Source organism: uncultured Vibrio sp. (genome assembly GCF_947488985.1).
GTDB lineage: Bacteria > Pseudomonadota > Gammaproteobacteria > Enterobacterales > Vibrionaceae > Vibrio.
On record NZ_CANLBV010000006.1, the window covers coordinates 61,540 to 81,950 of the forward strand.

Annotated in this window: 16 protein-coding genes and 1 pseudogene; 9 read left to right on the forward strand and 8 right to left on the reverse strand. The window is 43.9% G+C overall.

Going from position 1 to position 20,411, the window contains the following annotated elements; translation table 11 throughout:
* Positions 1–16: 16 nt before the first annotated feature.
* Together guaB and guaA are read left to right on the forward strand one after the other, a co-directional pair.
* Positions 17–1,480: an IMP dehydrogenase gene (gene guaB / locus Q1A70_RS02530; RefSeq protein ID WP_299686599.1), complete on the forward strand. Its 1,464-nt coding sequence runs from the start codon at positions 17–19 to the stop codon at positions 1,478–1,480.
* Positions 1,481–1,686: 206 nt separating this feature from the next.
* Positions 1,687–3,240 (forward strand): glutamine-hydrolyzing GMP synthase, encoded by a 1,554-nt coding sequence (guaA, locus tag Q1A70_RS02535; RefSeq protein ID WP_299686597.1) that lies wholly within the window; start codon positions 1,687–1,689, stop codon positions 3,238–3,240.
* 156 nt (positions 3,241–3,396) lie between these two features.
* Here the strand turns inward: guaA and Q1A70_RS02540 are convergent, their stop codons facing one another.
* Positions 3,397–4,350, reverse strand: a complete 954-nt coding sequence (locus Q1A70_RS02540) for a bile acid:sodium symporter family protein (RefSeq protein ID WP_299686595.1) — start codon at positions 4,348–4,350, stop codon at positions 3,397–3,399.
* A 499-nt stretch (positions 4,351–4,849) separates the two neighbouring features.
* On the opposite strand from Q1A70_RS02540, the gene Q1A70_RS02545 reads away from it, so the two are divergent.
* On the forward strand, positions 4,850–6,409 hold the full coding sequence (locus tag Q1A70_RS02545; protein ID WP_299686593.1) for a Na+/H+ antiporter NhaC family protein: 1,560 nt from the start codon (positions 4,850–4,852) through the stop codon (positions 6,407–6,409).
* Positions 6,410–6,590: 181 nt separating this feature from the next.
* Here the strand turns inward: Q1A70_RS02545 and Q1A70_RS02550 are convergent, their stop codons facing one another.
* Positions 6,591–7,271, reverse strand: a complete 681-nt coding sequence (locus Q1A70_RS02550; RefSeq protein WP_299686591.1) for an oligogalacturonate-specific porin KdgM family protein — start codon at positions 7,269–7,271, stop codon at positions 6,591–6,593.
* 243 nt (positions 7,272–7,514) lie between these two features.
* Positions 7,515–7,730: a hypothetical protein gene (locus Q1A70_RS02555; protein WP_299696494.1), complete on the reverse strand. Its 216-nt coding sequence runs from the start codon at positions 7,728–7,730 to the stop codon at positions 7,515–7,517.
* Positions 7,731–8,059: 329 nt separating this feature from the next.
* Here Q1A70_RS02555 and Q1A70_RS02560 point away from each other — a divergent pair, with 329 nt between their 5' ends.
* Positions 8,060–8,653 carry an acetate uptake transporter gene (locus tag Q1A70_RS02560; protein WP_299686589.1) on the forward strand — a complete coding sequence of 198 codons (594 nt, stop codon included), beginning with the start codon at positions 8,060–8,062 and terminating at the stop codon, positions 8,651–8,653.
* A gap of 112 nt (positions 8,654–8,765) precedes the next feature.
* Here Q1A70_RS02560 and Q1A70_RS02565 read toward each other — a convergent pair whose 3' ends face one another.
* Complete coding sequence (locus tag Q1A70_RS02565; protein ID WP_299686587.1) at positions 8,766–10,313, reverse strand: alanine/glycine:cation symporter family protein; 1,548 nt, start codon at positions 10,311–10,313, stop codon at positions 8,766–8,768.
* Between the two features lie 395 nt (positions 10,314–10,708).
* Positions 10,709–11,065 (reverse strand): annotated as a pseudogene (locus Q1A70_RS02570) (hypothetical protein); the annotation flags it as partial.
* Between the two features lie 57 nt (positions 11,066–11,122).
* Between Q1A70_RS02570 and Q1A70_RS02575 the strand changes: the two are divergent.
* The 5 genes from Q1A70_RS02575 to Q1A70_RS02595 all read left to right on the forward strand — a co-directional run bounded on the left by Q1A70_RS02575 (position 11,123) and on the right by Q1A70_RS02595 (position 17,238).
* On the forward strand, positions 11,123–11,851 hold the full coding sequence (locus tag Q1A70_RS02575) for a DUF429 domain-containing protein (protein ID WP_299686585.1): 729 nt from the start codon (positions 11,123–11,125) through the stop codon (positions 11,849–11,851).
* Between the two features lie 82 nt (positions 11,852–11,933).
* Positions 11,934–12,761 carry a M15 family metallopeptidase gene (locus tag Q1A70_RS02580; protein ID WP_299686583.1) on the forward strand — a complete coding sequence of 276 codons (828 nt, stop codon included), beginning with the start codon at positions 11,934–11,936 and terminating at the stop codon, positions 12,759–12,761.
* A gap of 278 nt (positions 12,762–13,039) precedes the next feature.
* Positions 13,040–14,920 carry a RimK/LysX family protein gene (locus Q1A70_RS02585; RefSeq protein ID WP_299686581.1) on the forward strand — a complete coding sequence of 627 codons (1,881 nt, stop codon included), beginning with the start codon at positions 13,040–13,042 and terminating at the stop codon, positions 14,918–14,920.
* Between the two features lie 259 nt (positions 14,921–15,179).
* Positions 15,180–16,244, forward strand: a complete 1,065-nt coding sequence (locus Q1A70_RS02590; RefSeq protein ID WP_299686579.1) for an HlyD family secretion protein — start codon at positions 15,180–15,182, stop codon at positions 16,242–16,244.
* Complete coding sequence (locus Q1A70_RS02595) at positions 16,234–17,238, forward strand: DUF2955 domain-containing protein (protein WP_299686577.1); 1,005 nt, start codon at positions 16,234–16,236, stop codon at positions 17,236–17,238. The genes Q1A70_RS02590 and Q1A70_RS02595 overlap by 11 nt, the downstream gene beginning before the upstream one ends.
* A 248-nt stretch (positions 17,239–17,486) precedes the next feature.
* Here the strand turns inward: Q1A70_RS02595 and Q1A70_RS02600 are convergent, their stop codons facing one another.
* From Q1A70_RS02600 to Q1A70_RS02610, 3 genes are all read right to left on the reverse strand, one after another.
* Positions 17,487–18,296: a succinylglutamate desuccinylase/aspartoacylase family protein gene (locus tag Q1A70_RS02600; protein ID WP_363318210.1), complete on the reverse strand. Its 810-nt coding sequence runs from the start codon at positions 18,294–18,296 to the stop codon at positions 17,487–17,489.
* A gap of 3 nt (positions 18,297–18,299) precedes the next feature.
* The gene (locus Q1A70_RS02605; RefSeq protein ID WP_017104942.1) at positions 18,300–18,602 is read right to left on the reverse strand and encodes a helix-turn-helix transcriptional regulator; all 303 of its coding nucleotides are present in this window, start codon (positions 18,600–18,602) and stop codon (positions 18,300–18,302) included.
* Between the two features lie 261 nt (positions 18,603–18,863).
* Entirely contained in the window at positions 18,864–20,195 is a 1,332-nt protein-coding gene (locus Q1A70_RS02610) for an AAA family ATPase (RefSeq protein ID WP_299686574.1), read from the reverse strand.
* Between the last annotated feature and the right edge of the window lie 216 nt (positions 20,196–20,411).

Below are 20,411 nucleotides of genomic sequence, written 5' to 3' on the forward strand. Positions count from 1 at the left end.
TTGTGAGATATTGCAAATGCTACGAATCGCAAAAGAAGCTTTAACTTTTGATGACGTTTTACTCGTCCCAGCACACTCAACCGTTCTTCCGAACACCGCTGATCTTCGCACTCAGTTAACGAAAAACATTTCTTTAAACATCCCAATGATCTCTGCATCGATGGACACAGTTACGGAAGCGCGCCTAGCAATTGCCCTTGCGCAAGAAGGTGGTATTGGCTTTATTCATAAGAATATGTCAATTGAGCAACAAGCTGAAATGGTTCGCCAGGTTAAGATTTATGAAGCTGGTGTGGTTTCTAACCCAGTAACCGTGAGCCCTGACGCGACTATTGCTGATGTTGTCGCCCTTACCCAAAAACACGGCTTTGCCGGTTTCCCGGTTGTTACTGAAACAAACGAATTGGTTGGTATCATTACCGGCCGTGACGTTCGCTTTGTTACTGACCTTTCTAAGAAAGTTGATGAAGTAATGACGCCTAAAGCTCGCCTTGCTTCTGTTAAAGAAGGTGCAACTCGTGAAGAAGTTCAAGAGAAAATGCACGAAGCGCGTGTCGAAAAAGTGCTTGTTGTTAATGACGACTTTCAACTAACGGGCATGATTACTGCTAAAGATTTCCACAAAGCAGAGCGTAAACCAAACGCGTGTAAAGATGAGCGCGGCAGTCTACGTGTTGGTGCCGCTGTTGGTGCTGGTGCTGGTAACGAAGAGCGCGTTGCTGCGCTTGTTGAAGCTGGCGTTGACGTGCTACTTATCGACTCTTCACATGGTCACTCTGAAGGCGTACTTAACCGTATCCGCGAAACTCGCGCTGCATACCCAGATCTACAAATCATAGGCGGTAACGTAGCAACGGGTGCTGGTGCTCGTGCGCTTATCGAAGCCGGTGTTAGTGCTGTCAAAGTAGGTATCGGCCCGGGTTCAATCTGTACGACTCGTATCGTAACGGGTGTCGGTGTTCCTCAAGTAACAGCCATCGCAGATGCAGCTGAAGTAGCAGACGAATACGGTATTCCTGTTATCGCTGATGGTGGTATCCGCTTCTCTGGCGATATCTGTAAAGCTATCGTAGCTGGCGCATCATGTGTGATGGTTGGCTCTATGTTTGCGGGTACTGAAGAAGCGCCGGGTGAAGTGATTCTTTATCAAGGTCGTTCTTACAAATCTTACCGTGGTATGGGCTCTCTTGGTGCGATGTCTCAAGGCTCTTCTGACCGTTATTTCCAAACGGATAATGCCGCAGACAAGCTTGTTCCGGAAGGGATTGAAGGTCGTATCGCCTACAAAGGTCGCCTTAAAGAGATCGTTCACCAGCAGATGGGCGGCTTGCGTTCAAGTATGGGCCTAACCGGTTCTGCAACGGTTGAAGATATGCGTACTAAAGCGGAGTTTGTTCGTATTTCTGGTGCGGGTCTAAATGAATCTCATGTTCATGATGTACAGATCACCAAGGAAGCACCAAACTACCGTTTAGGTTAAGTATTTCCCCCCAATAAAACGTTTGAATAATGTGCTGATTTTATCGGCACATTATTGTATTTATAGGTTGTTTTTTAGATCAATGATATTTAAACGCATTGTTTTACGAACAATCCACGAAAACGTTTGCTTTATATCTTGAAGAGTTAATCAGAGGTGAGTAAACTCGTCTCCGTTTTATCACATAGCCAATAAGACTGCTTACAATGACTAAAAATATTCATGACCAACGTATTCTAATTTTAGACTTCGGTTCTCAATACACACAGCTAGTTGCTCGTCGTATTCGTGAGATCGGTGTTTACTGTGAACTTTGGAGCTGGGACGTAGAAGAAGCGGATATTCGTGAATTCAATCCAGACGGTATCATCCTATCTGGTGGCCCTGAAAGTGTAACGGAAGAGAACTCTCCACGTGCACCTCAGTATGTATTTGATTCAGGTGTTCCTGTATTCGGTATCTGCTACGGCATGCAAACTATGGCTGAGCAACTTGGCGGTAAAGTAGCAACGTCTACTGAGCGCGAGTTCGGCTACGCTGCTGTACAAGTGACTGGTGAATCTGCACTTTTCGCTGACCTAGAGTCTACTCAAGATGTTTGGATGAGCCACGGCGACAAAGTGGTTGAGATCCCAGCTGATTTCACAAAGATCGCTGAAACAGACACTTGCCCATACGCTGCAATGGTAAACGAAGAGAAGAAGTACTACGGCGTACAATTCCACCCAGAAGTAACACACACTAAAAACGGCCTGAAAATGCTTGAGAACTTCGTTCTTAACGTATGTGGTTGTGAAGGTCTGTGGACTTCAGCTTCAATCATTGAAGATGCAGTTGCACGTATTAAAGAACAAGTAGGTGACGACGAAGTTATCCTTGGTCTTTCTGGCGGTGTTGATTCATCTGTAGTTGCGATGCTTGCTCACCGCGCTATCGGCGACAAACTAACATGTGTATTTGTTGATAATGGCCTTCTTCGTCTAAACGAAGCTGAGCAAGTTATGGATATGTTTGGCGACCAGTTCGGCCTAAACATCATCAAAGTAGATGCAGAAGATCGTTTCCTTAAAGCTCTGGAAGGCGAAGCTGAACCAGAAGCTAAGCGTAAGATCATCGGTCACGTATTCGTAGATATCTTCGATGAAGAGTCTAAGAAGCTGAAGAATGCTAAATGGCTTGCTCAGGGTACAATCTACCCAGACGTAATCGAGTCTGCAGCATCTAAGACAGGTAAAGCACACGTAATCAAATCTCACCACAACGTTGGTGGCCTTCCTGATGATATGGAAATGGGCCTTGTTGAACCTCTACGTGAGCTGTTTAAAGATGAAGTACGTAAGATCGGTCTAGAGCTTGGTCTTCCATACAACATGCTTTACCGCCACCCATTCCCAGGTCCAGGTCTAGGTGTACGTGTTCTTGGCGAAATCAAGAAAGAGTACTGTGATCTACTGCGTCGCGCAGATGCTATCTTCATTGAAGAGCTTCACGCTGCAGACCTTTACCACAAAGTATCTCAAGCATTCACGGTATTCCTACCAGTACGTTCCGTTGGCGTAATGGGCGATGGCCGTAAGTACGATTGGGTTGTATCTCTACGAGCTGTAGAAACTATCGACTTCATGACTGCTCACTGGGCACACCTTCCATACGACTTCCTAGGTAAGGTTTCTAACCGTATTATCAACGAAGTGAGCGGCATTTCACGTGTTGTTTACGATATTTCTGGTAAGCCACCAGCAACTATCGAGTGGGAATAAGTTCCTACTGATGTAAAGGCTTCGGCCTTTATACTTTAAAATAAAAAAGCCTCGAACTCAGTTTGAGGCTTTTTTGATTTTCTTAGAAATAGACATAACGCATTTTAGGACGAGTCATAGAATGACGGCGTATCTAAACCTTATCTATCTAAGCCCTTAAGCCGCTTCAGTCATTGGCTTTTTGAGTTCTTTATCAGCGCTGCGACCTTTATTACTTGCCCAATACCCTGCCAAGAGTGAGCCTGAGATATTGTGCCAAACTGAGAATATTGTCCCGGCAATCGCTGATGCCGGAGAGAAGAACTTCATTGCAAGTGCTGTTGCTAAACCTGAATTCTGTAATCCCACTTCGAGGGCAATCGTTCGACAAGTGGATTCATTGCATCCAAGTAGGCGGCAGCAGTAGTAGCCCGCAGCTAACCCTAAGCTGTTGTGCAAAATCACCGCCAAAGCCACCAAAGGACCAACAGTACTGATATTTTCAGCATTTAATGCAACAACAATCGCGATGATAACGACAATCGCAACCATTGAGACTAAGGGGAGGATGGCATTTATTTTAGTCACCGCTTTAGGGATGAATGTATTGATGAGCACACCAAGAGCGACGGGAATAAGTACGATTTTCACTAGGCTCATCAACATACCGGATACAGGGACATCAACACTTTGGCCCACTAGCCCTTCGACAAGCAATGGCGTTAATACGACGCCTAATAATGTCGATATTGCGGTCATTGAAATAGAAAGAGCCACATTGCCTTTCGCAAGGAACACCATGACATTCGATGATGTTCCGCCTGCAACGCTGCCAACCAGTACCATACCGACAGTCAGTTCAGTGCTAAACCCTAGTAATAAGCTAATGGTCAAGGCTGTAAGGGGCATTATTGAAAACTGAAGAAAGACCCCGATCGCAACGGCTTTTCTATGCTTGAGCACGTTAAGAAAATCGGTGGTCGATAAACTGATCCCCATTGCTAACATGATAATCGTCAGCAGCGGGACTATTTGAGATTTTAAATCGACAAATAGGTGAGGTAGAAAGTAAGCCGTTAAGGCGAATATAACAGCCCAAGCAGGGAATAACTGAGTTAATCTCCCGATCATAGAGATTATCCTTATCTGTAAGTGTGGTGGGAGTGCCTAGGTTATACGTTTGTTATATCGTATCAAATGAGTGGCACAAGCATTGAGATACCATAACCAGTATCTTTAGTAGGCGCATTTTTTCACATATCCGCTGTTCGAAAAAGATAGAAATACAAATACAGCTTTATGTTTTGTATTTTTAATCAATCACCTGATGGTTATTTCAAACTAGAACAAAATGCCAGTATAAAGCGCAGTAAGATTGTCATAATGGTAGTTTCCAATACTATCAATCGCTGTGTACGGTATTTTATATTGCTATCGTTTTGGTCAATGTATACGTTTCTTATATATTTATGACTGTCAATTTCTCACGGATAGTGAATCTTCCCTCAATCTCATTTAGCTATAGTTTATTTACCTGCCTGAAGAATAAATTACTGTACAATTGCCTCAAGCGAATTTATATTCACTTTTTAATTATATTTATTCTTTTATTTTGGGTTAAGGTGTACCTATGGAACAGACAGATATCACGTCACTCATCCCCATTGTGATTACTTTGGTGTTGTCGTTGGCGACAAGGAATGTAGTGATTGGGCTTTTTGCTGGCGTATTGAGTGGTGTAGTGATGATCACTGGTATGTTTAGTGAACTCAACCCGCTTGATACCTTTGGTGCGATGGTTAAAGACTATCTAGTCCCTCAGCTTACCGATAGTTATAACGCCGGTGTGATCATGTTGCTCGTGTTCATTGGTGGCTTTGTTGCTTTGATGGAAAAATCGGGTGGCGGCGTCGCATTTGCAAAGCGAGTGACTCAGTGGGTAAGCAATAAATGCCAAGCTCAAGTATCAGCTTGGTTAGGGGGGATCGTTATATTTTTCTCAGACTTAGGCACTCCTTTAATCGTAGGTCCTGTTTTCCGTCCCCTTTTTGATAAACTGAAACTTTCAAGACAGAAACTGGCGCTGATCATTGACTCAACCTCATCACCAATCGCGATTCTTATCCCTTTCATCGGTTGGGGAGTGTATATCATGGGGCTAATCCAAAAAGAGTTTACCGCCTTGAGTGTTAGCATGTCTGATTGGGATGCTTTTATCGGTGCGATCCCGTTTCAGTTCTATGCATTCCTAGCGATTTTCATTGTCCCTTTAGTGTCAATTAAAGGTCTGGATTTTGGGCCAATGGCGAAAGCAGAGCGTGATTGTCAAGCTGGCATCACTTCTGGTGCTAACAGTGAATCGTTGAATCCATTCTCGCATAAAAATGCAAAGGCTTCTTTTGTTTGGGCACCTTTGCTGGTAATGATCGCGGTACTGTGCACTATGCTTATTCCACAAGGCTTTCCATTCCAAAAACTCGCAGGATCGTCATTCAGAGCGGCATTGTCCTCTGCTTACTTCTTTGCAGCGATAACATTAATCTCCCTGATGGCTTACTACGGTGTAAGAAAGTTGTCTGACGGTGTGTCAGTCTACTTAAAAGGCATGGGGAACATGATGCCGGTGGCTATTATCTTGGTGCTGGCTTGGGCGTTGAGCACGGTCGGTAAAGAGTTAGGGGCGGCAGCGTATATTGCAGAGCAAGCGCAGAGTGGCTTTCCTTATTGGTTAGTGCCTGCGGTCGCATTTGTGTTATCTGCCCTTATTTCATTCGCCACCGGATCGTCATGGGGAACCTTCGCGATAATGATGCCATTGGTTATTCCTACCGCGATTGCGATTGATGCGCCATTGTTGGTTGCTATCGGTGCGGTTCTGTCAGGTGGCTTATTTGGTGATCACAGCTCTCCGATATCAGAAACCACGATTCTTTCTTCCACAGGGGCAGGGTGTGATCAATTTGAGCACTTTAAAACTCAGCTTCCTTACGCATTGATGAACGGTTCAATCGCGCTCGTCAGTTTTGTGGTGGCGGGCTTTACTGGGAGTGCATGGGTTGTGTTAGGCGCGCTTGTTGCGCAGCTTATCATTGTCACGGTGTTAGCTAAGCGTGATGCTCATCAGCAAGCTCAACGATCACAAGCTGACGGGCAATCACAAGGCTCTGCAGCTAAAGTTCAGCAAGCGTAATTTACGAGCGCAAACAAGGGGGCGAGATTTCTGATAGGTTGCCCTCAATTCTAGAGTGATGACGAACCTGTTTATGGTCCACACCTTCCTGCCGAAACTAAAAAAGCCAGCATCATGCTGGCTTTCTTCGTATCTAACTGTCTAAATTTTTTGAGTTCAATAAGAACTTAGAAGCTGTAAGTTAGAAGTTGTAACTTAGGCCTACACGGCTACGTAGTTCACGGGTCGCACTTTCAGCACTTGTGCTTACGTCACCAAATTCAACAAATGGGTACCAGTTGCCAATCTTGCGACCAGCGGTCAGGTTAAGCTCGTAGTTTTCTTCAGTGTTGTTGTAGATATCGTAACCGATAGCGTTGTAGTAGTTTGCTTCAAAGCCGAACTTCCAATCTGCTACAGAGTAGTTCACGTTACCAGTAAGACGGTGACGGTTTTCAGTGTCTTCGCCTGTAGAGTATGTTTTGATATCGTGACGGTAACGAGCACTTAGGCTTAGGCCATCAACGCTTTGCATGTCGTAGGTTGCACGAAGTTGCGGCTTATACGTCATGCCTCCTGTGCGGCTTTCAATTGGCATTCCCGGTTGTAGCGTCCAGTTGCTATTTGTTAGTTTGTATTTGTAACCGAAGTCAAATTCCCAACCATTGTTTTGAAGATCCTTCATAAAATCACCGTCAGCGCCTTTAAACTTTAGCTCACCACTAAAGTAGAAGTTACCGATGCTATCACCCATTTTAAGACGTGTAGAGTGTTGCTCTGTATGGCTCTTATACTCATGACGAATGTTAAGTGATGCTGCACTTACTGAAGTAGCAGCAACAGTAGTAAGTAAAGCAAGAGTAACTTTGTTTAAAGCTTTCATGGGAGAACCCTTATGAATCATTTTTGGCATTAATGTATGACAAATAGTTTAGAGGTTTACAGATTAAGATGCATGTGACCTGAGTCACTGAAAAAGCGGCTTTTAGGTATTTATAGTGTACTTTATTGCCAGTGCTTTACTAAGGCTGTGTTTTTGTTTGTTTTATTGTCGAGAGTTCGCCCTATCTAAAAAGTACTAAACACGTCAATAATGTGCGACAGGGCCAGGTGAATTTAGTTCTTTTTAGGCTTTAGGTGAATTTAAACAATTAAAAGTGTGATCTGCCTCACCAATATGTGCGGAGGAGTGAACTTTTACATATCTATAAATAATAGAAAGTGTTGCAGCACTTAGAAAAGTAGAGCCTTCATTGCCTGAAACCCGAACGGTATTTAATTTTTTCAGCAGAGGGGGGATGTTTCTGTAGGTTATTTTCCTCATTATATTTTTGCTGTTCACTTTCATCTCTTTTGTCATATTAAAGGGTTATTGAAAGCTCGTTAGGGCAGCTTAGTCACTCAGCTTACGTAATGTAAGATTGCAAACAAGGGGGGACAATTTCTGATATCTTGCCTTCAATTCTAGAATGACGCTCCGTTTTTGGTGCACACCTCCCATACTTTCAATGAATATTATTGGGCATAATGGCCGCGTCGACTCCATCAGATCATTTTGACAATCTTAGTTTTCGATAACTTGATTTTCCCTTACACTAGTTTATAGATTAAAATTTTATTATAAACTTTATCATTTTTTTTTAATTAACCATTTTATAAGGTAAATTCGCAATGTCGACCAAACTAGCTAACCCAGCGCCACTAGGCCTAATGGGTTTCGGTATGACCACCATTCTTCTTAATATTCACAACGCAGGTTTCTTTCCTATCGATTCAATGATCCTTGCTATGGGTATTTTTTACGGCGGTCTTGGCCAAGTTATCGTTGGTATGATGTGCTTCAAACGCGGTGACACGTTCGGTACGACTGCATTTACTTCATACGGCCTATTTTGGTTGTCTCTGGTTGGCTTAATGGTAATGCCTAATATGGGGCTACCTGCAAGCCCAACTAGCTTCACGGGTTGGTACTTACTGCTGTGGGGCATCTTCACTGGCTTCATGTTTATCGGTTCTTTATGCTACCCAGTAGCGAAGCAAGTCGTCTTCGGTTCACTGACTATCTTGTTCTTCCTGCTTGCAGCTCGTGACTTCACTGGCAGCCAACTTATCGGCACAATCGCTGGTTTTGAAGGTATTTTCTGTGGTGCTTCTGCTATCTACTTTGCTATGGCTCAAGTTATCAACAACGAATACGGCCGCACAGTGCTGCCGATTGGTGAGAAGAAAGCACCTCAAGCAGCAGCTCAAGAAATCACTGCATAATTGAGCTCTTCTGCAAAATATAAAAAAGGGTTAGCCGTGGCTAACCCTTTTTGCATCTTGCTTCAAACAACAAGCAAGATGACTGTTTTAAGTAATATTCCTATGTGAAGTTTTACACTAAAGGCTGCTCCACAGGCTTGCTATCTGCCGCTTCTACTTCCGGCGTTTTACCTGTTTTGCGTTTGTACTTCTCTTCCCAGTAAGTCGCCCCTTTAATGCCAAGCTTTACAGGGTTGAAAGTGTACTCAGTCACTCCTTGTTTTTGTTGCTCTTCATAGTCTGCTAGCGCTTTAAGCGCAGGCTTAGACATGAAGAAGATAATCAAAATACCGACAATGTTTAACCATGCCATCAAGCCTACGCCCACGTCACCCATAGCCCATGCAAGGTTTGCTGCTTTGACTGTGCCATAGAAAACCGAAGCAATCAGAACCAGCTTAAGTACGAACATCATTCCTGGGATTTTGATGGTACGGCGCAAGTAAGCAATGTTGGTTTCTGCGATGTAGTAGTACGCCAAAATAGTGGTAAATGCGAAGAAGAACAGAGCAAATGCGATGAATGGTTTGCCGATACCTGGTAGCGCGCTTTCAATCGCAAGTTGGGTAAATACGGGGCTATTCGCACCGATATTGGTCGCTAGGTTTTGAACAAGGAACACCCCCTCAGCCCCACCATGCACATTGTAGGCACCCGTGATAATGATCATGAACGCGGTCGCGGAACAGACTAACAATGTATCGATGTAGATAGAGAATGCTTGAACCAAACCCTGCTGAGCGGGGTGCTCAACATTGGCTGCTGCTGCTGCGTGAGGCCCAGTGCCTTGGCCTGCTTCGTTTGAGTAAACACCACGCTTAACCCCCCAACCAATTGCCGCACCAAAGCCTGCCATTGGAGTGAATGCATCGCTAATGATCATCGAGAAAACCACTGGCACCTGGCTGATGTTAAGCAAGATGATAACGAATGCGATGATGATATAAGCTAATGCCATGAATGGAACAACGATTTGCGTGAAGTTCGCAATGCGCTTAACACCACCAAAGATGATGAAAGCAAGCGTAATAGCGATAACCGTGCCCGTCAAAACTTTAGCAAAACTGAATGTACCGACCGCCGTTTCTATCATGTTGCCGGAACCAAATGCCGCCTCGACAGCATTACCGATACTGTTCGACTGAACACCTGGCAGTAAAATACCACAAGCAAAAATAGTCGCGATGGCAAAGATCCAGGCGTACCACTTCTGACCCATGGCTTTTTCAATGTAGTAAGCCGGGCCACCACGGAACTGGCCTTCATCTTCTTCTTTATAGATTTGCGCGAGTGTAGATTCTGCGTAAGCCGTTGCAGCACCAAAGAAAGCAACCACCCACATCCAGAATACCGCTCCCGGGCCACCGAAACCGATAGCCGCCGCAACGCCTGCAATATTACCGGTACCAACACGACCAGATAGTGAAACCGCAAGAGCTTGGAAGGATGAGATACCTTTGGTTGAGCTTTTTCCTGACAGTAGCAAGTGCCACATTTCAAAGAAGTGACGGATTTGTACAAATCGCGTCATGATGGAGTAGAACAACCCCGCCCCTAAACACAGATAGATGAGTACTGGACTCCAAATGATTCCATTCAAAAAATCAACGAATGACTGCATGATTATTTTCCCTGTTAGTGTTACTAGTGATTATTTTTCAAACAATACAATACAATACTTCACTTGTGACTAGCATGTTAAATTATTTAACTGTTTTTTCGATGTTATGTGATATAAGGCATGCTTTAAGTGGAATCAAATAAAGCTTCATGCTGGTTGTTTGCTTGTTGTATTAGTGGGTAAGTGCAGCTTGTTGCTTATTCTGTTGATTTTTAGGGTGCATAAATAGTGATTAATACAAAAGGAGGCGTTTGAGGTGCGCATAATAAACGCAATTGGCAAAACAGCGGTCAAAGGCACTTTGCGTGAATGGCTGATATGAGTGATAGGCTTGAGTAGGGGGGGAGGTCTCACTTGCATCGAGCTTGCGCGTGTTCACCCATACTGGCTCTTAATCACCAATACTGTTTATTTGGGTCCGATTTTTCTACCCATTCCGGATCTTGACGCGATTCTAAGTAGAGTTGTAGGCCGTTATAGGACATGAAAGCTGCTGGGCCGCCGAGGTGCTCGAAATAGTCAAAATATTCATCTTCGACAGCACAAAGGTGGGCTAAATCTTTAATCTTGTTAGCCAGTGCCCATTGAATGGCAAAGACAGGTGCTATTGAGCCTGAAATATTCACCTCTTTGATATTCGGGTTAAACAGTGAATGAGCTTGATCAAGCAATATCTCTTCCTGTTCCGACTCTTGTTGTAGCACCTCTTCGACGATTTCCGAACGCTTGGTATTGGAGAGGCTCTTGTTCATCAAGTAGGCTAATAATCAAAAATAGCTTATCAACACGCCCTAACTATCGAGAACATAATGAAATACATTGGAATTGATGGCTGTAAATTAGGTTGGATCGCTTGGATTGTCTGTAACAATGAAATACCTAGGCTCAAAGTGGTAAATACACTCGATGAGTTGGTTGATGACCTTACCGGAGCAACAACGTTAATCGATATGCCGATTGGCTTTAGCGACTCGCTCACTCCTGATAGGTTGTGCGATAAAGCAGCCAGACGTTTCCTCACCAGCAAGCGTGGTTCTTCCGTGTTTCCAGTACCGTGCCGAGAAGCGGTTTACCAAACCGGTTATATAGCGGCGTGTAGTGCCAATGTGGAACAGCTTGATAAGAAGTTTTCTAAACAGACTTGGGGAATTGTTCCCAAGATCCGCGAGCTTGATGAACTCATTGAAGCTCACCCAAGCCTTTCGATAAGAGAGTCACATCCAGAGGTTGTATTTGCTGCTTTGAAAGGCGAACCGTTGACGTTTTCTAAGCGAACGAAACAGGGTCAAGAGGAAAGGCTTGCTATTATTCAGCAACTAGCACCTCAATGGTGTGAGGGAGTGTCGTTGGCCATTTCATACACCAAGCGTAAAGACGTTGCGGTCGATGATATCTATGATGCTTTTGTACTAATGTTGATTGCCTACAACGCTCCGCGATTATCGACCTTACCTGAGCCTTCTTATGTTGCTGGTGAAGCGGATACGGATCAGAGCGGACGAGTTCGAGAGATTGTCTATTGGGATAAAACTCGCTAACAAAGCGTGCGTTCAACTTGGCTTAATATGTTATTTTCCAACCCCAACTACTTTTCACTCTTATTATTCTTGAGTCTTTGATATGAAACGTTTTATTTTCGCCCTCACGACCATGGTGCTCAGTGCCATGAGTTTTGCCCAAGTTGCGCCTATCTCTCAATGGCAATGCGACATGATGAAAAAGAACAATGTCTTGAGTAGTGGTGCGCCCGTTGGATGCGATCGTCTATTCAAAGTGGATTTCGATTTCATTAACTTCAAAGGCGAAACACAACCGGGCAATATGATCGTGCTTGATGTTGTTGCGCCAGCTGTTGAACAAATCTTTTCAGATCTCAAGCAGCGCAATTTTCCGTTGCACACTGCTCGGCTGATGCGTGAATTTAAGGGCGATGATTACGCTTCCATGGAAGCAAACAATAGCAGTGCCTTTAACGCTCGACCGATCACTGGCGGAGGAGGTTGGTCAAAACATGCTTATGGTGTGGCAATCGACATTAACCCGGTTCAAAATCCTTTTTTAGCCTTTGATAGCAACGGGCGAATTACGGTAAAACCATCGCAATCTGCGACTCGTTATGTGAACCGCACTCGCTTTCGTGCAAGAGATGAAATGGAACGTCAAGGCATGGCAGAAGAGGTCGTTGAGCTATTTGCTCATCACGGTTTTCTGATTTGGGGAGGGGACTGGAACACCCCCATCGACACCCAGCATTTTGAGGTTGGCTCAAGGACGTTCATCAACCAACTGCTCGCACTACCACAAGCTAATGGAAAAGCGTTATTCGATCAATACATCGAATCTTATCGCCAATGCTATTTGCAAAATAGAAGCGATTCCCCAAATATAACGGCAGGTGGAGAAAAAGCCCGAGCGATCTGTGCGAGAAAAACCGTCGCTATGTTTTAGTGCTATGTTTACCTAGAACCGTTGGTGTTTTAGCCAGTTAAACTGACTCAAGATATTTATATCGCTAATATCGTATCCCGTTTTGAAAAGTGATTTGTAGTGGCAAAGTTGATTGGGTGTCTAATGGTCAACAATGGATAACCACCACACTGTGCAAAGTCAACGGTTTGTCATTGAAAAAACCATAGCGTTAGCGTTATGTTAGAACCATTGCTGGTAGGGGAACTCTACGCCGAAATACCAGTATTATTAGCGAGCGGATCACAACGGACCAACCCATGAAAAAGATACCCTTGGCTCTAACCCTTTTAAGTACTCTGCTTTTATCGCAACACTCTTTAGCAGCGGATATTTCACACACTACTCAGAACCCAGCCTATGAACTCGATGGGAAATTGGTTTTTGGCCGTACCGAGAATGTTTATCTGTCGGACGTTAAAGGACTAAAAGATATTCCTTTGATTGGTAAAATCGACACTGGCGCAGAAACGACCTCGATGCACGCTGAAGAGATTCACGTGAAGAGCTCTCATGCCGATTACCGAGATTTGGAAGATGAAGCGTTAATGGCGGCGCTTACCGAAGATATCTTGAATAACAAAGACATTGACTACGAGCTGTGGGATAGCAGCACCTTTGCTGAGTATCAGGCTGTTGTGTCATTTAAAGTCCTGAATCCACTGACTGGCGAAATGGCATTAATAGAAGAGCCTTTAGAGCGTGTCAGCATGATCCGTAGCCGCACTAGCAGCACACCTTTGCTTCGCCCGACGGTAAAGATCTCGCTGACGATTGCTGATAAAACGTTAAAGACCGACGTTAACCTGACCGACAGAAATCACTTCTCCGCCCCAGTGCTTATCGGTAAAACGTATCTCGCCGATAATGCTTTGGTGTTTGCAGGCTATGACTATTTGCAGGAGCAGCAAAATGCGATAGTGGTGGGGAGAAAAGAGGAGGTGTCTATTTCTGGATTATCGATGAATGCGACGTTCTCTTTAAAAAGTCGCTACAGTGTTTTGCATGCAAAAAATATTGATGTCGATAAAAACAGCAACCAAGTGACGTTCGATATGGTCAGTAACAGTGGAAAGCAGCAAGAAATGACCTTACCACTGGTTCGTATGTTGAGCGTGAGTGGTCACAAGAGACCGCTCGTTTATGTGCCCGTTCAGCTCGATGACAATACCACCCGAGAGGTTTTGGTTTACTTGCGTGATCGCTCTAGCAGTCGCTCACCGCTGAGGTTTGGCACCAATACAACCAGTGAATTGTTCATGATCGATATCAATGCTGAGAATCTTCTTGCTAAGGGCGTAAAGAAATTCCGTGCTCTTGCCAAGAATGATGAAGCTTTGATCCTCTCACCTGAGGAAGATATCACGCTGGATGAATTCCCCCTTAAGGCGGTTGCTTCATTCACAGTCAACACTCCTCTGTTGAAGGTTGATAGCTTTGAAATGACAGGAAAGGGTACAGATACCTCGGTTGAGTTCTTTTTGACCGATGCTGATGGAGAGACACAGAAGGTGTCGAAGCCAGTGATTAAGAAGCTTCGTGTAGGTGACGATGTTCGCCCTGTTGTGCTCGGGGAATTGGCCGTATCTGATACTCGTTACCAGCAAGAGTTTGCACTGGATGTACTCGATGAGGATGAGCAGCAAGCCTATTTCATTCTGGGAAAAAAGATCGCGAAAGAGGGCGTCTATTTGAATACGCGTTCTGATTCTCTGCTGGAGGCTGAACCGCTGTTTAAAGCCGGGCACATTGAAGTTGTTGAAGTGAAAGGCATGAAATTCCCAGCGAAGCTCGACACTGGCGCAGATGTCAGTTCGATGAATGCGGTGAACATCAAACGGTTTGAAAAAGATGGCCAAGATATGGTCAACTTTACCTATCAAAATAACCAAGGCGCTAAGCAAGAGTTCACCAAGCCTGTTGTCGATGTGATGCGTATTAAGGCTAAGAAGGGCGAGAAAGTTAATATTCGTCCAGTGGTTGAAATGAACATTAAGTTAGGTGCGCTAGAGAAGAGAGTGAGGGTAAATCTTCAAGATCGTTCACGCTTCGATTACAGTATGATCTTAGGTAAGAACTTCTTGAAATACGGCGCGATAGTGAGCAGTGATGAAGATTACTTGCTAGGCAAGATGGAGTAACCCCAAGATCTTACTCGTCTTGTAAGACTGGCGTTTGAATAGCCACCTATCTCAATATTGAGGTCGGTGGCTTTTTGTTGATTGTTAGTTGGTGATTGATGACTGTTAACGGATGACTGTTGCCGTGACAATATTTCAAGTAATTGTTTGTTTTTACTCAAGAGAGTGATCGACTACAATGAAGTGGAATTCACTTTAAATTTGAAAACATCGTATTCGGCATACGAGTAAATCATGCTGTCGGATCGAGAGAGAGAATATGTCAAAAGCAGAAAAATCTTCACGCAAGCTTAGTTTAATTATCATTTCGGTTATTTTAGTGGTGTGGCTTTACAGTTTGTGGGCCGACCGTGTCACACCAATGACGGGGATCGCCCGTGTTCACTCTTATATTGTGCGTATCGCCCCTGAAGTTTCTGGCAATATCACGTCTGTGCAAACTGAAAATAACCAGGTCGTTGAAACGAACCAAGTGTTGTTTGAAATTGATGATCGAAACTATCAGATCAGTTTGCGTTCCGCTGAAGCGAATCTTGCTCAAGTCGGCCAAAATATTGGCGCAAGCACAGCGGCAGTCAACGTTGCACAAGCGAACGTGACCGAGGCGGTTGCGGCTAGGGACAATTCTCGAGAGCAAGCGAGCCGAGTGAGTGAGCTCGCCAGTAAAGGGTTAGTTAGCCGCTCTGAATTAGATAACGCCATAGAGAACCGTGATCGTGCTGAGGCGTCATTGAAAGCAGCAGAAGCTTCTCTGGTTCAAGCAAAACAAGCGTTAGGGCCAGAAGGGAGTGATAATCCACAAGTGTTGGCGGCGATTGCAACGCTTGAGCAGGCTCAGCTTAATTTACAGAAAACCCAAGTGATGGCTCCTTCTCATGGCGTTGTGAGCAACCTACAATTGACTGTAGGCCAGCGAGCAACCGCAGGCTCACCCGTTTTGACCTTTGTTGATCCGCGAGAGGTGTGGATATCTGCGTTATATCGAGAAAACTCACTAGAGCATATACAAGTCGGGCAAAGTGTTGAGATCGTGTTGGACGCGTTACCGGGGCGAGTGCTATACGGCACGGTTGACAGCATTGGTTGGGGAACGGGTGGCAGCAATAGTACTGACCAAGAGACTGGTTTTTTAAACTCAGACACCAATTCTATTGCCGCGCAGCGCTACCCTGTCAATATTGTGTTTGATCATGGTGAGGTTCCAAGCAACATTCGTTTTGGTTCACAAGCCACGGTGGCCGTCATGACAGAACAAAGTACCCTAGGTGAGTGGCTTGCTCAGCTTTGGATGAGAATTCTAAGTGTGTGGACTTATGTTTCATAGCTCAGCTAACTCCATTATTCGATTGGTGTTACTGCCGCTTTCGCTATTGTTCTACCATCAACAAAGTGGGCAGATGCTCGCTGTTTTGTCGCCCATATTTGTTGTGATGTTCATGACACTGATGCCATCCAAACCACCGATTAATTTAATATTAAAGGTGATCGTTGCAGTAATCTTAATCAGCTTTGGTGTGGTGTTTTTTGGTAGTGTATTGGTCGACTCGCCAACCGGTTTTGTCCTCTATTGCTGGTTATTGCTGTTCTGGAGCTATCAGCGTAGCCATCAGAATACAAAAGATATCATCGCGACACTGACCATTATCGTGGTCATCGTGATGGTGGTGGTCAACAAGCAAATGCATCTCCCAATGGCGGGATTGCCTGTGCTGTTATTTGAAAAGCTGGTGATAGCTTTGCTCGTCACTTACTTGGGGTTCTGGTTATTCCCGGGGGATGAAGTGAATGTCCTTCCGACTGCGGCAGTTTCCGATGCGCCCACTACTGGTGACCATATTATGGTTGCATTTAAAGCGACCGCAGTTGTGGTTGTACTGGCGATTTTGGTAGGAAATTCGGTCTCACAAACGATGTTGATCGCGATTACGCTTGGCAGTATGTTGAAAAGCCCATCGAATCACGACCACCGGACATTCAGCCGAAACAAGCTTGTCACTACTGGCGTTGGTATTCTATTTACGTTACCGGTGATGATCATGATGGTGTCAGGCGCTCCAATCTTGGTTGTTTATGGGGTGAGTTTAGTGTGTGGTTTGCAACTTGCGTGTTTTGCTATTAGGCGGCAGGCAAACCTGACGATTTATCAGCTCTTGTTTACTAATTTTACGACCTTGGTTTATCAGATTATTAGTCACCCAGGATCGGCGTCCCTCTCGGCACAAATGACACGTCTATTTGCTATTGTTTGTGCCGTCATAGTCGGCGTAGTGATACTGGGCTTTCTCAGCAGTAATACTAATACCAATCGTAGCAAATAACTGGTTGCACTAGCTGGTTAACACGCTCGATAATTGCGTTAGAATTTTTGATTGCAGAATAACTACTTATCGAAAAATGCTTCCTTGTTCTCAAGCTTTTTTCCTGCACTATTTCTGATCACTTACTTACTGTGATGAATATTTATAAGTAACAAAAAGGGGATAGCTCTGCCGAGTTATCCCCTTCTCACAATATGGGTTAACGACTCAAATGCCATCAGCAAAGAGCCATTTGATGAAGTGACGTGTTACTTCAATAGTCTGACTAACAAAGCGCCCGGTTCACGCATCGGGTCTTGATTGATGCTGAGTACATAGCCATCAGCAGGCGCATAATAGCGTTGTTTCTCAGAACCAAAGCTATCATATTGAATTGAAATCAATTGTTTTAATTGTACTGATTCACCGACCTTAACTTGAGGGAGAGCGAAACCACCGACATTGGCTCTAATGGTCATCGTTTCTTTGCCTTCAAAGCAGGCATAGTGAGGCTGCTCTATCTTTGTAGGGATAATATTTTCCGAGTGTAGGATATTCATCACGCCATTCACTGAACGCTCAATGAGGTCGGGTTGTAAAATCTTTCCAGATCCAACCTCGACGGTGATCGCGGGCGTGCCATTTTTATTGAGCTGCGTTTCTAAGACGCCATCATCACCTGGATCATCAAAAATACAGTCAGGATTGATCAATCGAGCCATTTTGATTGCTGCGGGGATTCGATAATCGGCAAAGACATACAAAGGATACTCTGCTCCGCGAGTTTGGGTATGCAGAACGATAGCAAGATCCGCATTACAGCTGAGTAAGTTATGCCAAATTGAATGTGTAAAACGTTGTGAGGCATCACCGTTCGGGTTACCTGGGAAAATGCGGTTAAGGTTCGCAGGGGATGCATCCGGATCCGATGAAATAAAATCCCGGCTGTGCATCAGCATGCCTGACACATTAATCATCGGAATAATGATTACTGTGCCGTGTATCTCCTCGACTGCGAGCTTTTGAATGACCTTCTGTGCGGTAATAACCCCATTTAATAAACTATATCGAGGATGTATTGATTAGACCCAGACGTCATTACCTTTCTCCTGTGATGGGACTGAAGCATCTAAGTCTTGCCATGGTTGTATCGATATCTTTATCCCTAGAGCAGACACAACTTTCATTAAAGAGGTTAGTTTAATATCGGAGCTGCCTTGTTCAATTTTTATGTAGGTTTGTTTTGAAACGCCAGAAAGCAATGCTGCATCCTGCTGGGTGATTTTACTTTGAGTTCTTTTTGCTTTGATCGCCTCACCAAGTAGTGATGGTGTGAACACCTGGCTTAGATCTGGTGACTCAGTTGCTTTTACTTTCTTAACCATGGAACCTCCATATAGCATGATGCAATAAAGTACACCTTGGTAGACTTTTAAGTTGTTTATACGTAGATTTTAAATAAAAGTCTATTAAAGTTAACCTTTATGGTGAGTACATTGAGTTATTACATAAAAGTCTACAGTAGTGAGCTTTTATGCTTGTAAACTTAGCGATCTTATTAAAAGTCTAATGTGACTTACTTTATGTAATGAAAGAACAATAGAGAACTCAAAGCCATGGGGCTTTGAGTTACCCCTAAAGTATGGCTAACTCTCTATCGGAACCTTAAGGTGGTCGTTCAAGTATTGTGTGTAATACAGAGGCATTACAACATTGTCTTGCTCTAGTGCATTGGAGCCTTGTGTTCCTGTTAGTTTGATTGTCTTGTGTGGTTTACACTTCGATACATAGGATTGCAGTGACCTAGCACGAGTCCTTTTGCCACTCTTTACTTCTATAGGAATTATACGACCAACCTCATCGGCAATGACAAACTCAATCTCAGCTCTAGCATCCCCCCATGAAAAAGTCGGTTCGTAGCCCAGTGCTGCAAGTTCTTGTTGAACAAAGTTTTCAGCAACGTAGCCTTTGTATTCGTACCCTTGTTGCTTTATTTCACGGTAATTTGTCGCGAGCATGTGATTAAGTAGTCCTACATCAAATAGAAACAGCTTTATAGCATTCTCTTTTTGATAGGCTGATAAGGGCGATCTAGGTTGCCCATCGATAGGGTAATTCTTCAAGGTTAGTCTGCATTTATGTAGCCATGTAATGGCACTTTCGTATTCAGCATATCGAGATTTACGCTGATGGACGCCTTTAAACTTGAAACGTTTTACTGAATCATCAAATACTGACGATAACTGTGAAGGAATGTTTCTGAATACGGACTCTATAAGTGTGGCATCGACTTTATCCGAGTACTTGCCAAAGTCTCGTAAGTAACCTTGAATTAAGTTGCTTTGAACGTCTGAAACAAGCTCCGTTCGTTCAATGATACTTCTGTCTGAATGAGTAAACCAAGTATCAACAGCTTCAGGCATTCCGCCCACAAAATAATAATCAGTAAGCATGCCGAATAGCTTTGTATGTGCAACTTCAGAGTTCACTTGCTGCTCAAATGCTTTAATGAGTGGCTTTTCTTCACTTGCCCAAAGAAACTCTTTAAATGTTAATGGTCTTAAGTTGTGTTGTTCAACCTTACCGACAGGAAAGGATGTAAGTAAACCAATGTTAGAGCCACTTGCTGCAATATAAGCTTGTGGTGCTTTTTCGGAAAAATACTTCAAGGCAGTGACCGCTTTTGGACACTCACCTATCTCATCGAGGATCAGTAGATCAGTGGCGAGGTCAAATACCTCTCCCGTTAATAGTTCAATATTGGTAATGATATCGTCAGGATTTAGAGAATTAGAAAATGCTTCTCTGAACTGCGGCTCTTCTAAGAAATCAATTCTTATAACTTTGTTAAAATTTTGACCTAGTAGTTCCTGTAACAGATAAGTTTTACCTGTCTGTCTGGCACCATCGATCAAGAGTGGTTTTCTTGATGGTTTATTTTTCCAGCTCAGCAGTTTGTCTAAGATTGATCGTTTCATACCATGTTGCTCGTATTTTGGTTACGCTTAATCTCACCTTATCATATTAATGCGCTTGTTTGTGTATTGACACCATACTTTTATGCGCATAAAAGTGTGGTGAATGTTCTTTTGTATGCGCATTAAAGTGTTGGTTTCTGAGGTTTTGTTGCTTAATTCAGATAGAAGACATGCCTGGTCCATAGTTGCCTAATTCTTAAACAATGCACTGAGTTT